This is a genomic window from Larkinella sp. VNQ87, assembly GCF_049445795.1.
Lineage (GTDB): Bacteria > Bacteroidota > Bacteroidia > Cytophagales > Spirosomataceae > Larkinella.
Genome location: NZ_JBMSDT010000011.1, coordinates 248,132 through 262,508, shown reverse-complemented (window position 1 = coordinate 262,508; position 14,377 = coordinate 248,132). Strand labels below are relative to the sequence as shown.

The 14,377-nt window shown below is 54.8% G+C and carries 10 protein-coding genes; 1 reads left to right on the top strand and 9 read right to left on the bottom strand.

Annotated elements, in window-relative coordinates; genetic code table 11:
- Nucleotides 1–111: 111 nt before the first annotated feature.
- The 4 genes from ACO2Q8_RS20345 to ACO2Q8_RS20330 all read right to left on the bottom strand — a co-directional run bounded on the left by ACO2Q8_RS20345 (nucleotide 112) and on the right by ACO2Q8_RS20330 (nucleotide 3,214).
- A complete protein-coding gene (locus ACO2Q8_RS20345) occupies nucleotides 112–894 on the bottom strand; it encodes an SDR family oxidoreductase (protein ID WP_423346685.1) in 783 nt (260 codons plus the stop codon).
- A 195-nt stretch (nucleotides 895–1,089) separates the two neighbouring features.
- The gene (locus ACO2Q8_RS20340; RefSeq protein ID WP_423346684.1) at nucleotides 1,090–1,914 is read right to left on the bottom strand and encodes an amidohydrolase family protein; all 825 of its coding nucleotides are present in this window, start codon (nucleotides 1,912–1,914) and stop codon (nucleotides 1,090–1,092) included.
- A gap of 39 nt (nucleotides 1,915–1,953) precedes the next feature.
- On the bottom strand, nucleotides 1,954–2,319 hold the full coding sequence (locus tag ACO2Q8_RS20335; RefSeq protein ID WP_423346683.1) for a four helix bundle protein: 366 nt from the start codon (nucleotides 2,317–2,319) through the stop codon (nucleotides 1,954–1,956).
- Nucleotides 2,320–2,359: 40 nt separating this feature from the next.
- Entirely contained in the window at nucleotides 2,360–3,214 is an 855-nt protein-coding gene (locus ACO2Q8_RS20330) for a fumarylacetoacetate hydrolase family protein (RefSeq protein WP_423346682.1), read from the bottom strand.
- Nucleotides 3,215–3,353: 139 nt separating this feature from the next.
- Between ACO2Q8_RS20330 and ACO2Q8_RS20325 the strand changes: the two genes are divergently transcribed.
- Nucleotides 3,354–3,968, top strand: a complete 615-nt coding sequence (locus tag ACO2Q8_RS20325; protein ID WP_423346681.1) for a Uma2 family endonuclease — start codon at nucleotides 3,354–3,356, stop codon at nucleotides 3,966–3,968.
- Between the two features lie 9 nt (nucleotides 3,969–3,977).
- Here the strand turns inward: ACO2Q8_RS20325 and ACO2Q8_RS20320 are convergent, their stop codons facing one another.
- The 5 genes from ACO2Q8_RS20320 to ACO2Q8_RS20300 all read right to left on the bottom strand — a co-directional run bounded on the left by ACO2Q8_RS20320 (nucleotide 3,978) and on the right by ACO2Q8_RS20300 (nucleotide 14,367).
- On the bottom strand, nucleotides 3,978–6,431 hold the full coding sequence (locus ACO2Q8_RS20320; protein ID WP_423346680.1) for a prolyl oligopeptidase family serine peptidase: 2,454 nt from the start codon (nucleotides 6,429–6,431) through the stop codon (nucleotides 3,978–3,980).
- 20 nt (nucleotides 6,432–6,451) lie between these two features.
- Nucleotides 6,452–7,891 carry an alpha-L-fucosidase gene (locus tag ACO2Q8_RS20315; protein WP_423346679.1) on the bottom strand — a complete coding sequence of 480 codons (1,440 nt, stop codon included), beginning with the start codon at nucleotides 7,889–7,891 and terminating at the stop codon, nucleotides 6,452–6,454.
- Between the two features lie 55 nt (nucleotides 7,892–7,946).
- The gene (locus ACO2Q8_RS20310; protein WP_423346678.1) at nucleotides 7,947–9,266 is read right to left on the bottom strand and encodes a vanadium-dependent haloperoxidase; all 1,320 of its coding nucleotides are present in this window, start codon (nucleotides 9,264–9,266) and stop codon (nucleotides 7,947–7,949) included.
- Between the two features lie 2 nt (nucleotides 9,267–9,268).
- Entirely contained in the window at nucleotides 9,269–12,706 is a 3,438-nt protein-coding gene (locus tag ACO2Q8_RS20305; RefSeq protein WP_423346677.1) for a VCBS repeat-containing protein, read from the bottom strand.
- A gap of 77 nt (nucleotides 12,707–12,783) precedes the next feature.
- Nucleotides 12,784–14,367: a SusD/RagB family nutrient-binding outer membrane lipoprotein gene (locus ACO2Q8_RS20300; protein ID WP_423346676.1), complete on the bottom strand. Its 1,584-nt coding sequence runs from the start codon at nucleotides 14,365–14,367 to the stop codon at nucleotides 12,784–12,786.
- Between the last annotated feature and the right edge of the window lie 10 nt (nucleotides 14,368–14,377).

Here is a 14,377-nt window from a genome sequence, read left to right as displayed (position 1 = left end):
AAGGATTGATTCAGTAAATCACTCGATTGTCAAACTAGTTTAGAGTTTACGGTTTATAGTTTACAGTCAAAGTCCGTTTACTGAATACTATAAACCGTAAACCGTTGTAAATCAGGTCAGCGCCCGGTCGAGGTGCACATAACCGCCGTCGACGTAGATCAACTGCCCGGTCGTGTGGCTTGATTTATCCGAGAGTAGAAACACCACCATGTTGGCAATTTCCTCCGGGGTGGTCATGCGTTTTTCGAGCGGTATTTTCGACACTATGCTGTCGAGCTTGGCCTGCGGATCGTCGAAGGTCTTGATCCAGTTTTCGTACAACGGTGTCCAGGATTCCGACACCACCACGGCATTGACCCGGATACGATACGGCAGCAGTTCGACGGCCCATTCGCGCGTCAGGGCGTTCCGACCGCCGTTGGCAGCCGCGTAGGCCGAGGTGTTGCCCTGACCGGTTTCGGCGGTTTTGGAGGTAATGTTCACAATCGCACCTTTCGACTCCTTCAGGGCGGGCAGGGCATAATGCGCCAGCAGGTAATAATGAATCATGTTTTTGTGCAGCGACTGCATAAACCGTTCATAGTCACCTTTTTCCAGCCCGACGCCGTCGTTCACTCCTGCGTTGTTGACCAGCCCGTCGATGCGGCCAAACCGCTCCAGCGTCTGGTCGACGGCTTTTTTACATTCTTCCGGTTTGGTCAGCTCGGCAACGACCGAAAAGGCCAGCCCACCGGCCGCCGTGATGGCTTCCACCGCCCGCTGGTTGTCGGCTTCGTTGCGCCCCACAATCACCGGAATAGCACCCTCGGCAGCCAGCACGGTTGAAATTCCTTCGCCAATCCCTTTGGCGCCACCGGTAACAATAACGACTTTCTCTCTCAGATTAAGGTTCATATCCGTACCCACGGACTTTAGTCCGTGTTCTCCAATACTAAATGATGTAAGTAGCTAATTTATTTACTGTTAAGAATAGGCCTTTACTTATCAGCGCCCTAACTTAACAAACTACACACTCCTTATTGTAAACCAATTGCAAACAGCGTCCTAAAAAACACGGACTAAACGGGGCCGCCCGGCGGTCCGTGGGTACTAAAGATTATAAAACCTGACGGCATTTTCACCGAAGAATTTGGCCCAGGCGGCATCGCCCCAGGGCTTGACGTACTCTTCGACAATGCTTTTCATGGCCTCATACTCCGCAGCGACCAGACACACCGGCCAGTCGGAGCCGAACACCAGCCGATCGGGTCCGAAATGCTCGAACACCACGTCGAGGTACGGCCGGAAATCGTCCGGTTTCCAGCGTTGCCAGTCGGCCTCCGTCACCATGCCCGACACTTTGCAATATACGTTTGGTTGTTTGGCAATCTCGGTCATGTAATTCGACCAGGTCGTAATTTTCTGGTCTTTGATGTACGGTTTGGCGATATGGTCGATGATGAACGACACCTCCGGCACCGTTCGGACCAGGTGCAGAGCGGCTTTGAGCTGATTCGGATAAATCAGAAGATCGTACGTAAAATCAAAAGCCGCCAGTTGCCGGACCCCGCGAATGAACTCCGGTTGCATCATAAAGTCCTCCGGTTCGGCCTGCACGACGTGCCGGAAGCCTTTCAGTTCTTCGTACTGCGAGAAGTATTCCAGCCGATCATAGAGTTTCTCTGACCGCAGATCGACCCAGCCCACCACGCCTTTGATAAACTCATACGCTTCAGCCAGTTGCAGCAGAAAAACCGTCTCGGCTTCCGACTGGTCGGCCTGCACGGCCACGCAGCCGTCGATGCCATTTGCGTTCAACACCGGTTCCAGATCGGCAGGCAGAAAATCCCGCCGGATGCGCTGCATCTCGTCCGTAATCCACGTATCCCGCTCCGGATCATAAAACCAGAAATGCTGATGCGCGTCGATCGTCATAAAGAGTTAAAAATTAAAAGTTAAAAATTAAAAGTAAGGCTACGCAGTCGGCTTCTGGGAGCTGATCTGGATGGCGGCTAAAATGCGAATTAATTCTTCACAATCAGTCAGCATCGATGTTGCCATTTGATCGGTCAGGTAGTTTGTGGCATGTAATAAGCGAAGCCAATACCGGGTTTCCCGCGCTTCCTTGTAGGAAATTCCTACTTTAGCCGCAAATTCCTTGCGTGAATAACCGCCTGTAGCTTCTTCCAGATTCGCGCCGATTGACGTTCCGCTTTTTAATAATTGCTCCGCAATCTTAACAGGCACTTTGTTCTCAATTAACCATTTGTATAGATTGACAATACGAACGGCAAAAGCAAACGCTTTTGTCTGGACAATACTCTCCTTTGAGTCTGTCATGCGATCAACTGCATTACTTTTAATTTTTAACTTTTAATTTTTAACTATAAGAAACGGCCGTTTGCTTCTGGGTGCCCAGGCCTTCGATGCCGAGTTCGACCACGTCGCCGGGCTGGAGGAAGCGTTGCGGTTTGAGGCCCATGCCGACCCCGGCGGGCGTGCCGGTCGAGATGACGTCGCCCGGCAGCAGGGTCATGAACTGGCTGATGTAGCTCACGAGCGTCGGAACGTCGAAAATCATGTCGTCGGTGTTCGAATCCTGGAGCGTCTCGCCGTTCAGCCGCAGCCACAGGCCCAGTTTGTTGGGGTTTGGCACCTCGTCTTTCGTGACCAGAAACGGCCCCAGCGGAGCAAACGTGTCGGCGCTTTTGCCTTTTACCCACTGCCCACCGCGTTCGAGTTGGAACGCCCGCTCGCTGTAGTCGTTGTGCACGGCGTACCCGGCGATGTACTCAAATGCTTCGTCTTTCGAAACGTAGGTTGCTTTTTTGCCGATGATGATCGCCAGCTCGACTTCCCAGTCGGTTTTTTCGGATTTTTTCGGAATCACCACGTTATCGTCGGGACCAACCAGCGCCGTGGTCGATTTAAAAAACAGGATCGGCTCGACCGGCACCGGCGCGTTGGTTTCGGCCGCGTGTTTGGCGTAGTTCAGGCCCACGCAGACGATTTTGGACGGCCGCTTGATGCACGACGCCCGCCGGACGTTGCCAGGCACACTCGGGCAACTACCCTGGTTAGTTTCCAGCCACTGGGCCAGTTTTTCCACGCCATTGTTGGTGAAAAAAGCCTCGTCGTAATCCTGGCCGAAAGCCGATACATCCAGACTGGCCCCCGAAGGCAGCATCACACCGGGGCGCTCGTTTTCCGGCTCACCAAAACGAAATAGTTTCATGATTGAGGGGTTACTTTTCGTATGTAAAGAGAAATGTTAGCGGCATATAACCTTTCGCGCAAAAATAAACCGGCAAATCCGGATTGTTACAGCCAGCCGTAAATCTTCGTATATTTGTAAAAACCGTATCACACCCGCTATGCAACTCATCGACGACTTATTGAAAGCGCCGAACCTGCGCGAACTGCTGGACGAACTGGAAAACACCTGGCAGGCCGAGCAGCGCCGTCGTCACCAGTTTTGGGCCGATGTAGACGAAGGGAAGAAAGCAGAATTTATTCTGGGCGAAATCATCTATCATTCACCGGTTTACGGACGTCACTGGATGGCGTCCAGTAATATTAATCGTTGGTTACTCCCGTACGTTTATGAAAATCGCCTGGGAAGAGTAGGTTACGAAAAAGTCATGGTTCGGATGACCCGCAACGATTACGAGCCGGACATCTGTTTCTGGAAAAAAGAAAAAGCGGACCAGTTTGAACAAAAACAATCCGCCTTCCCGCCCCCGGATTTTGTCGTCGAAATCCTGTCCGACAGCACACGAGACAGAGATTATGGGATTAAAATGACTGACTATGCCTTGCACGGCGTGCAGGAATACTGGATCGTGGATGTCGAACACGAAACCGTCGAGCAGTATTTGCTCAACGGCAACGTGTTCGAACTGGCCCAGAAACTCAAAGACGGCACACTGGAATCCGAGGTGATCAGCGGTTTTCGGATGGGCATCCGGGACATCTTTACGCCCGCCTGACCCTGCCACTCACCGCCCGACCGACTCCTGCGGTTCCAGTTGCCAGTTGTTGTCGAAAAAACCGGCTTTCCGAACGCCCTTGATGCCGTTTTTGACCATGTCCAGCCCGAAAATCATGTAGTCGGGAAAACCGCTGCCGCCCGCAAAATACTGGTTGGCATCGGCGGCTTTCATCCCCACCAAACCGGTTCCGGCCACTACGGCCACTGACGCCACCGGGCTATCGGTGCGCGACCAGGCAAAGTAAGCGCTCAGGTCGTCGCTCGAAAACCGTTCCGCTCCCACCGTCATCTGGCCCCGACTGACCTGAATCGGGCAATTTGCCAGCAGGCTGTTCCAGGCCCGGTTGGTCGTTGCATTGCCGTAAATCACCACGCCCCGGTCGGCGTACTGCGCGGGCGTAAAGGCTTTGTCCGGAATGATGTCCACCGCTCCGTTGCCCCGGTAGTACCAGGTTTCGGCATCATAGCGGGCTTTGTTGTAGGCCCACTCGTTCTCAGCCGCCGTGCCCGCCGTTCCGTACACAAACACCATCCGGTGGTTAAACGGCTCCTTGAAGGTCCCGTTCCGGTGCGCCCCTTTCTGCGTCGCGGCCGGTTTTGCCCCAACGGCCCAGTCACCGTTTTTGACCAGATACAGCCGCTCGTCGGCCTGACTAACCCGGTGGCTGACGGTTTTCAGGCTGTCCAGCGTAATCGTGACGGTTTCGCCCGGCGCAAAATCTGCCAGACTCAACGACAGCAGGTGAATGTTGTCGGTTTTTCCCGTAATCGTTTTTGCCTTTTTGTCCCGCGTTACCTGCACCCGGCTGTACTGCAACGGATGTTCCTGCTGCTCGATGGTGGCCCAGCGCATCGTGGAGGAAATTGCCGGGTTGGCCGTCGTAAAATCAAGGGCATTCATGGCACTGTCGGCCTTGATGCGGTGCCATTTGAAGTAGTCGAAAAGCGGTTGCCAGTCGACGCTCTCGTTGCCGTACCAATGCGAACCGCCGGGGTATTCGTAGTGCGTAAAATCCGGGTGAAACGTGCCGAGCAATTTGCGCATTTGTCGGGCGTATTCCACCGAAACCGTCCGGTCGGCGTCGCCATGCAGGATGTACACACCCAGCGGTTTGTAGTTCGATGCGAGGGCGATCACGTTGCTCGGATTGCTCGCACGCAGCAGGATTTTCTCCATTGCATTCGCGCCTTCTTCCGGGATTTTGCCGTCGTGTGAACCGTAGCCCGCCAGCGTTGGATACCCGGCGCAGGGCGCAATGGCGGCCCAATGGCCCGGGAACGTCGCGCCCAGATACCAGGTGCCGTGTCCGCCCATTGAGTGGCCGGTCAGGTAAATCCGCTGCGGATCGGGCTTGAACTGCTTTTTGGCCAGATTAAACACTTCCAGCGCATCCAGACGGCCCCAGTCTTCCCAGTTAAAACCGCGCGGTCGGCGGTTGGTCGGAGCCACCAGAACGCCCCAGTCCTTGGGCTGATACGCCCGAGCCTGCCCGATTCCCTCAACCCCAGCCCCGTGAACCGACAAAAACAACGCGGGAGCCTGCCCATCCGGTTTGCTTTGCGGAGCCACGCCAAAATACTGCACACTACCGTCGATGGCGCTCACGAACGTCTGGCTGTAATGCTCACCTGGCCCGGCGACCGACAGCGTCAGGTCTTTACCGTCTAGCGGTTTTCCGGCTTGCAGCAAGGTAATCGACACCTTACCGTCCTCTTTTTTCGCAACCCCCGAGGCATCCATCCGAAAACCGACCTTGCGCGTCGTCAGGGCCGGAACCGCCGGTACATCCGTCAGCAGTTCTTTTCCGGCCAATTGGCTTTTCAGCTTTAATCCGGTCAGCACCTTATTCGTGGCATTCACCAGCACCACCGCGCCCCAGATCGGTTCGGCCTGATTACCCAATACCACGCTCGGCAGAGTAGGGTCTTCGGTGTTCAGGGTCACCGGCTTTTCCGGAAAAAGCAACTTCGCCATTACCCCCTGGAACCGCGAAAACGGCGAGGTGCGGACGTAAATTTCATTCAGCCCTTTTTTCAGCGAAACCGGCACGTGCATATACCCCAGGGCGTACGGATCACCGGCGTGGGGCGCTCCGTTGACATACACCATGTTATGGCCCGTCGCGTGTAACACCGCGACCTCATCCCGGTCGGCCTGGTAGATTAGGTACAAGTACCCGTTGTTGAACGAGCGACCCCGGAATTTGCCCTCCTTGTCGGGCGTGACGGTTTGCCAGCGCAGGGTGTCGGCGCTGTTGTCGGCTATGCCCTGCCCGGCGACCGGTTTTTTCAAATCACCCCGGTACAGATGGTACGCCAGTTGATCGGTGTACAAAGCCTCGCGGCCGTACTGGTGGCACGGCCCGATGGCGAGCCCCTGGCTGAAGGTATGAACGCGCTGCGCCCGAACCGACCACGCGGTCGTCAGACAGAGCAGTAAGAAGAGAATGCGGTTTTTCATGGGATAGGGTCGTTTATACATCACACTAGTTTGAATACCCAGACCGGTTTTCCGGCTAGTTGCTGCCGGACTTTTTCCGGAATACTCACCTCAATACCATTACCTGCTTTTTTCCATTTCAGCGCCTGCTTCGTTCCCAAAATCGTCAGGGTCGCTTTGGCCTGGGTGGGCGTTATCGGCAGCGTCAGGCTGGCGGGAAGTGCGGTTTCGGTTTCCGTGGGCAAGTACGAAGCGTAGGACGCCTTGCCGTTGGTCGTGATAGCCCACTGGTTCTGGCGGTACGGAGCCAGCGGTTTGGTGCCGTACACCGACTCGCCGTTGACCTGCATCCAGTCGCCGATTTCCTTCAGCCGACCGTAGGCTTCTTCGTGCCATTCGCCGTCGGGGCCGGGCGCGATGTTCAGCAGCAGGTTGCCGTTTTTGGCGACCACATCCACTAGCAGTTGCACCAGTTTCCGGGCCGATTTGAAGTTTTCTTTTGGAATGTACGACCAGCTATCGCCCATGGTCAGGCAAGTTTCCCACGGAATCGGCATGTGATGGTCCGGAATCTGCTGCTCGGGCGTCACGTAATTTTCAAACTCGCCCGAAACCGTCCGGTCGACGACCAGCAAACCGGGTTGGCGCTGGCGTCCCATGCCCGCAATCCGGGCCATGTCAATGTCCTGGCTGTAGGGAATCGTCCGCTGCCAGCTCACCGTCGAGTCGATGGTACTGGCCGGACGCACCCAGCCGCCGTCCAGCCACAGAATATCGACGTTCCCGTAATCGGTCATCAATTCCTGAATCTGGTTGAAGGTGAAGTCCTGGTATTTTTTCCACAGCTCGGGATACTTCTTCGGATCGTAGCTTACGTTGCGGTCTTTCGGCGGAAAATACGGCCACCAGTACGAATCGACGTTCCAGTCGGGTTTCGAGAAATAGGTCCCGACCATAAAGCCCTGATTCCGAAAGGCCCCCAGAATTTCCTTCGTGACGTTGCTGCGCGGATTGGCCGCAAACGGCGATTTCGTGCCGGTGATTTTGTACTCCGTTTGTTTGGAATCAAACATGCAAAAACCGTCGTGGTGCTTGGTCGTGAAGATCATGTACTTCATCCCGGCGGTTTTAGCGGCCTCAGCCCAGCGTTCGGGGTTAAACCGGGTCGGGTTGAAGGTCGTTTGCAGATTTTCGTAGGCTTTTTTGTACTCGTACCAATTGCTGGCATACGGCCCCCGGCGCTCGCACCAGCCCTCATCTTCCGGGCAGAGCGACCAGGATTCGACAATGCCCCATTGGCTGTAGGTACCCCAATGCATCAGCAGTCCGAATTTAACGTCCTGCCACTGCCCCAGTTTTTTGCGGACCAGGCTGTCGGTCGGCCAGACGTATTTGGAGTGATTTTGTTCGGAATGTTGCTGGGCAAAACCGGAAAGCGAGACGCCGATTGCCAGACAAAGCGCAAGGAATTTATGGTTCATACGAGAGCCGGTTTAAAACCGTAAGTGGGTTGTATTGGGTAGTGAAACTTGGATGCTAGGGTAAGCCGAGTTGCCGAATCACGAACCGGCCAATCTGTCGGCCTTGGGCGACGCCATTTTCAATGGAATCGCGAAAGTGAATCCCGCCGTACAGCCGGGAAATGGCTGCTTCATTGGCCGCCTGCTCGAACGATCGGAACGACCGCGCCGGAATCCCGAATTCCACCTCGACGGTGTCTGTGTACCCGATGGGTTCGCCCGCCAGCGCGGTCAGCACCGTCGAAACGGCCGCCGACATCACGCTGTGCCCACTGGTATATTCCGGAAACGGGGGGGTTTGCAACATCGGTCGCCAGTCGCGGTCGATCTGCTGATTGATCACGGTTTCCGGACGAATGCGGTTGCTGTGGTACTTCTCCTCCCAACAGGAAATGAACGCATCGGCCATCGTCAGCCCGACCAGCGTATGCCAGCGGACGGTTTCGGCCAGCGACAGGTTCCGTTGCGTACAGACGATGCTCGTAATGCCCATCCAGTGACCGCCCGGTGTAATTTTTTTCGTTCCGAAACTCACATGGCCTTTCTGATTCAGGAAAAAAGGGTTGCAGTCCCAGAAATTGGCGATATGCCGTTGCTGGTCGGTCAGCGCACGGGTGGTGTCGTACACTTCTTTCACCAACCGGAAAAAGGGAGAATCTTTGGCTTCGCTGTAAGGCACCATCGGTTTGGGCCGAAACTGGGCTGCGCTGTCGAGCAGAAACGGGCGCAGGGTGGGCCAGTACGGTTCGTAGGCTTCTGAATAGGCAGGCGGGGTCGGTTGCCACGAACCAGGCTGTTCCGAGGGTGTAAAACGCATGTAACCACTAGTTTTGATGTACCCATCCTGGGCCGCGTACTTCACCAGCTTTTTCACCAGCGTATCGGCATACGTCCGGGTAGCCAGTAGTTGCTCGTCGGACAATTGGTACCGGCTTTTAGCCTCTTTTATCAACGCATCACGCTCTTTTTCAAGCAAGTATCCCGAAGGAAGCAATTCCTCTCCCATCCGCAAGAGTGCATACAAACTACCAAACCGGGCATCGACCCCCGCATTGGGTTGTGGTTTTGCAAAGGTTGGGTACTTTCGTAAGCGCCCTTCAAAAGCGACATAAGTGGCTGGGCGTTGCTCCTGATAAAGTAGCTCGTAAGCCGCCAGATTGGCATAGGCATAATACCGCGCCGATGCACACGGGCCGGTCACATCGTTCACCATCACATCGGTCAGTTTTTTCAGCGTCCGGGCATAAACGGCCGCATCGGTTTCGGCGGGTGGCGCTGCCATCGATCCGGTCAAACCGATAAGAACCAACCCAAAAAAGAAGACTGTTTTTTTCATCATCAACGGGTTTTCCGATAAACCCGGGGGGTATCGTTGTTACGGCCAAACATAATGTTCAGGCTGTCCTTCTGCTCCAGAATGACAATATCCCGCACATCGCCCTCCACCCAAAAACCGGATTGAGTCTGCGGTACGTACGAGAAGCGAAACTTACCTTCGTTTTTGAACAGAAAGCCATAATTGGCGTCCATTTTCCCGATTTTGATGCGGGTGTACGACTGGTTGCCGCCCACGAGCAGATCCTTCAAACCGTCGCCATCGTAATCAACAAGAGCGATGGCATAAATGGGGGCAAACTGCGCTTCGACCGGCAAATCGTGTTTCGTAAATGTGCCATCGCCCTTGTTTTCCAGAATAATGGAACTGAATGCTGTAGCCTGAAGCGTGTCAGCCAGCTTCAATTGCTCGGGCGTCAGGATTTCCTTCAGCGTTGCATCGGCGTACGATTGATAAGTTGGGAATTTCCGGCGCAGCGGAAACAACTGGTTCAGGGCTTCGTCGCGGCTCACCAGCGGATACGAGCGGCCCTGGTTGTAGTAGCACAGAAACGGGTCGATGGCTTCGTTCTGGTCAAAATCGCCGTACACCACCGTAACCGGTTCCTGCTCCGTCGGTTTCATCTGGCAGTTCTTCCCGAAATTGCCCACCAGCAGATCCAGGTCGCCGTCGTTGTCCAAATCACCAGCTTCGACGCGGTTCCACCAGCCTTCCGAATGAGTGAAAGAGCGAATGAGTGAATGAGTGAATTTGCCCGATTCATTTTTCAAGACAGTGATAGGCAGCCATTCGCCGACCACCACCAGATCCTGCCAGCCATCTTTGTCGATATCCAGTGCAACAGCGTCGGTAACCAGACCGAATTTAGTGAGGAACGGGGCCAGTTTGGCGGTTTCGTCGGTAAAACCGCCTTTGCCATTGTTTAGCAGAATCCGGCTGTTGGCTGGTTCGGGATAGCGCCCGGGAACTACCCGCCCCCCCACGAACAAATCCAGATCGCCATCTTTATCCAGATCCAGCGCCACCACGCAGGCATCGCTGAAGGTTTCGCCGGGCAGGGCGTCGGGCTGGCGGGTAAAATTGCCTTTGCCATCGTTCAGATACAGCCGGTCCTGCAACAACAGATCGTCCGACAAATAAGCAAAACCGCCACTGGCCATGTACAAATCCGGGTCGCCATCCCCGTCGGCATCGAAGAACAGGGCGTCGGTATCTTCGTGCATCTTATCCGCGTCAAAAGCCGGTTGCGGACTTACCAGCCAACTCCCGTTTTTCTGTTGCAACAGCAGGGAACCGGCTTGTCCCTTGGCTCCGGCGGCATACAGATCGATCAACCCATCACCATTGACATCCGCTTTCGCCAGATGCGGCCCCTGAAACGACAACATATTGGGAATCAACAACTGGCGCTTAAAATCGTTGTACGTATCTTCCTGGTGGCGGTACGGCAACGTGTCATTTGCAACTTCCACGAAAAGCGGTTTTTCCTCCGTCAGGGTCGCCCAATTGTACGTTCCGGCAGCATCTTCCGGTTTCAACACCAGCTTCTGATTGGCCTTCACCTGCCGTAATACCTGTGTCCGATCGTCGGGCCAGACGATCCGCAGGCTATCGACAGTCGTCGCCGAACCCAGTCCGAAGTGTAGCGGGGTATGCATGCAGGATTGAAAACCGCGCGACGGATTAAACTCCTGATACTGCATCTTTCCTGCCTGATAAATCCAGACTTTCGCTCCAGCCGAGCGTGTCGCCGGACTGTTCCCGATTTGCACTTGCACATAATGCTGATCAGCAACCCGGCTGTCGTTGCGGTAAATCGAGGGCGGAACGTTAATGTTGTTCGTGATGATTTCCAGATCGCCATCGTTGTCCAAATCGGCATAAACCGCTCCGTTCGAAAGCGCTTTCTGATCAAGTCCCCAGGCTTTCACCTTATTTTCGAACGTCAACTGACCCGTATTCCGGAAAATGTAATGCTGTGTGGTGGTAGAGGGCATCTGCTTCAGAATGTCCATCATGGCCGTTGAATCACCGCGCGCAATTTTCAGTTGCTGGTCGGCGTAAAACTTCATAAAGTCCATGTTGGTGTAATCGCGCAGGTAGCCGTTCGTCACGTACAAGTCTTTCAAACCATCGTTGTCAAAATCGGCAAACAACGGGCACCAGCTCCAGTCGGTATTTGAAATCCCTGCCAACTGCCCGATTTCACTGAAGATGGGCAGAGGGGTTGAGGCAGAGGGCAGAGGGGTTTGGGCAGAGGGGTTAGGAATGGCCGGATTGGTCGTGGAACTTGAAGCACTCGGCACGTCCCCCTGCCCTATGCCCTCTGCCCTATGCCCTCTGCCCCATGCTCTCCGCCCCATACCAAGTTGCAGCATGTTCCGCATCAACTGGTGGTCGAACCCGTTGCGGAGCATGTTCTGGTAGGTTTCGTAATTCTCCGGGCCGTAAAGCAGTTTCTGCCGACGGTTGTCTTCGGGCAGCATGTCCAGCGTGAAAATGTCGGGCCAGCCGTCGTTGTTGATGTCCGTCACCTCGTTGCCCATCGAAAAATAGCTCAGGTGCCCCACCGATTCGCCCAATGAATCGTGGAAATGGCCCTTGCCATCGTTGAGGTAGAGGTAATCCTGTTCGATGTAGTCGTTGGAGACGTAAATATCCGGCCAGCCGTCGAGGTTGATGTCGGCAATGGCGACACCCAGGCCAAACCCGATCGGATTGCCTTTGATTCCGGCTTCCTGGCTGACATCCACAAATTTGCCGTTGTCGTTGCGGAGCAGCCGGTCGCCCGCAAATTCGTCGCGCATCGCCTTGACCGCAGCCGCGTCGAACCGCTTGAAATCCTTGATGTTGTGGTTCAGGAGGAAACAGTCCAGATCACCGTCTTTGTCATAATCGAAGAAAGCCGCCTGGGTGCTGTGCGTCGGCAAATCCAGCCCATACTGAGCGGCTTTTTCCGAAAAAGTCAGGTTTTTGTTGTTGATGTACAGCCGGTTTCGGCGCAGGTCCGGGCGACCACTCCCCGAGTAACAAACGTAAATATCCAGCCAGCCGTCGCGGTTGATGTCCACGAGCGTCACCCCGGTTTTCCAGCCGAGTCCCTTGCCAATCCCCGCCGAAGACGAAATATCTTTAAATTTCAGATTTCCCTGGTTGAGATACAGCCGGTCGGCCACCATATTCCCGGTAAAGTAGAGGTCGGGCAACCCATCGTTGTTCAGATCGCCCACGGCCACGCCCCCGCCGTTGTAAAAGTATTCGTAGGCCAGCACGTTATGCTGCTCGGTTTCGACCAGTTTGTTCACAAACCGAACGCCGGTTTGCTCGGGAGAAAGCAGGGTAAATTGTGCGACCGCCTGTGTTCCGGCAATCCAACCGAATGCCCAGCCCAGTAGCCGTAAAAACCGTCCGAATCGCAGTGAAAGAATAAAAGTGATCATCTAAAAAGCTTACGGGTTAACAAGCCCTCGATGCCGTGACCCATTAACCCGTAAGTTACAAATATTCTACAAGTTGCTTATTGTTTATCCCACCAGACGCGGGTCGTAAACAGGTCGGGGCCCTGAACCGCAATGGCGGCATTGTACTGAGCCGCGTTCCGGCTGGCCTCCGACGACGGATACCGCAACCGACGCATAATCGTTCCGCCGGTTTCGTTGCCGGGGTAGTTGGTCGGTGTCAAAACCGGGTAGCCGGTCCGGCGCCAGTTGGCGTAGGCTTCGTACGAATTCAGGAAGTTCACCGCCCAGTACTGCGTTCCGATTTGCTCCATCTGCTGTGCCGTGGTGCCAGTTGCCCGGTAGGGATTCGCCGTCAGATACGCCGTGATGGCTGCATCCGAGATCGTTCCGCCGTAGAGCGACATCATTTTCATCGCTGCCGTCACGCCTTTGTTGTAGTGAGAAGCCGCCTGCCCATCACCCCAGCCCCGCAGAGCCGCTTCGGCCAGCAGGTATTCTACTTCGGCATAGCTCTGGAAAACCGTTGGGGCCGCGTTGTTGGCGATTTTGTTCAGGTTGGCTTCCGAATACGTCGCCATCGACTGGTCGTTCCAGGTCGGGATCAGTGTCCGGATGGTCGTGACGTCGTAACCGTTCGGCAAGCCTTTCTGCTTGGCCGGGTCGGTTGCCGAAGCCTCTTTCGTGGGGTCGGCGTTACCTTCCCAAAGCGTGGCGATGAACGGCAAACGCGGGTCGTTGTTGTTTTTCAGGAAGTTAACAAACGTCTGGCTCAGTTTGCTGTTGGCGTTTCCTTTCAGGTTGGCCGCGTCGTATTCCTGCGTTTTCAGCGTGTTGCTGTCCAGGTTCCGTTTGTTGTCATCGCCTTCCGCGTGGTTCACTTTGGCGATGTCGTCATTGCTCTGCATCACACCCCCGGCGATGGCCTTCTTTACGTATTGTTCGGCTTTGGCCGGATCGACTTTGGTCAGGCGCATACCGAGCCGCAGCATCAGCGAATAAGCAAACTTTTTCCACTTGGTCAGGTCTCCACCGTAGATGATATCGCCCGTACCGTAGCCGGTTTTCGTGGCATCCAGCGCCGGAGCCGCCTGATCCAGTTCGTTCAGCATATCGGCATAAATGTCGGACTGGCGATCGTATTTCGGCGAAAACGTATTGTTCAGATAGCCTTTGGCTGCTTCCGAATAGGGGATATCGCCGTACAGGTCGGTAATCCGGTGATAGGCAAATACCCGGAAAATCCGTGCCACATTGTACAGGTTCGATTGCGCCGGATCATCTTTCGTCAGCGAGATGATCTGCTCCAGTTCTTTGACGTGCGAGCCATAGGCGGTTTCGAAAAAAGCATCCGAGTACGGACCATTGTACAGGTATTTATCCCCCGACCAGTAGGTGTTCAGAGCCGCAAAATGCTGGATGATTGCTCCGGCGTAGATCAAGTTACCCCGGTGGTTTTCGTACCCGGTTCCGGCGGTTTTCACCACGCTGTACGAAAACAGGTTCGGAATAACCGGGGTTGTCAGCGCATTGGGGTTGGTATTCAGCTCCTCAAAACCGTTGTCACAAGAGGAGAACACGAGACTGGCGCTCAGAATACCCGCCAGAATCGGGAGTCGTCTTCTTTTTAGTGTATTTACCATTATTCTAGTC

Excerpts from the sequence above, each read along its gene's own strand:
- ACO2Q8_RS20315 (WP_423346679.1), bottom strand. The coding sequence starts at position 7,891 with ATGAACCATAAATTCCTTGCGCTTTGTCTGGCAATCGGCGTCTCGCTT.
- ACO2Q8_RS20330 (WP_423346682.1), bottom strand. The coding sequence starts at position 3,214 with ATGAAACTATTTCGTTTTGGTGAGCCGGAAAACGAGCGCCCCGGTGTG.
- ACO2Q8_RS20340 (WP_423346684.1), bottom strand. The coding sequence starts at position 1,914 with ATGACGATCGACGCGCATCAGCATTTCTGGTTTTATGATCCGGAGCGG.
- ACO2Q8_RS20335 (WP_423346683.1), bottom strand. The coding sequence starts at position 2,319 with ATGACAGACTCAAAGGAGAGTATTGTCCAGACAAAAGCGTTTGCTTTT.
- ACO2Q8_RS20300 (WP_423346676.1), bottom strand. The coding sequence starts at position 14,367 with ATGGTAAATACACTAAAAAGAAGACGACTCCCGATTCTGGCGGGTATT.
- ACO2Q8_RS20310 (WP_423346678.1), bottom strand. The coding sequence starts at position 9,266 with ATGAAAAAAACAGTCTTCTTTTTTGGGTTGGTTCTTATCGGTTTGACC.
- ACO2Q8_RS20345 (WP_423346685.1), bottom strand. The coding sequence starts at position 894 with ATGAACCTTAATCTGAGAGAGAAAGTCGTTATTGTTACCGGTGGCGCC.
- ACO2Q8_RS20320 (WP_423346680.1), bottom strand. The coding sequence starts at position 6,431 with ATGAAAAACCGCATTCTCTTCTTACTGCTCTGTCTGACGACCGCGTGG.
- ACO2Q8_RS20305 (WP_423346677.1), bottom strand. The coding sequence starts at position 12,706 with ATGATCACTTTTATTCTTTCACTGCGATTCGGACGGTTTTTACGGCTA.
- ACO2Q8_RS20325 (WP_423346681.1), top strand. The coding sequence starts at position 3,354 with ATGCAACTCATCGACGACTTATTGAAAGCGCCGAACCTGCGCGAACTG.